This is a genomic window from Citrobacter sp. VF227 (assembly GCF_052950715.1).
This window is the reverse complement of the sequence record NZ_JBRFVF010000730.1, coordinates 1-255: the sequence shown is the minus strand read 5'-3', so window position 1 is coordinate 255 and position 255 is coordinate 1. Positions and strand designations below refer to the sequence as shown.

Here is a 255-nt window from a genome sequence, read left to right as displayed (position 1 = left end):
GACCACAGTGTCTGATACTGGATGTGGTCGCCCGTAATCACGTGGGACTGCTTTACAACCTGAGACGATGTAACCGGAACGCGCACTTTGTCATTATTCAGAACAGTGTTCGTCTTTCTGATAAAGCTGTGGCGAATTACATCGGGCGAACGCTGTTTGTCGAAAGTGCCGGTTTATTGCCTGACACATTACGGCAATACCTGAAAAAGGGAATAATGCAGACGCATTTTTTCGCGGCGCCGCACAGACATTTTT

Annotated in this window: 1 protein-coding gene; it reads left to right on the top strand. The window is 47.8% G+C overall.

Annotated elements, in window-relative coordinates:
• The coding region (locus ACU8YC_RS28765) for a hypothetical protein (protein WP_446896482.1) at window positions 1-255 on the top strand (255 nt) is incomplete at both ends.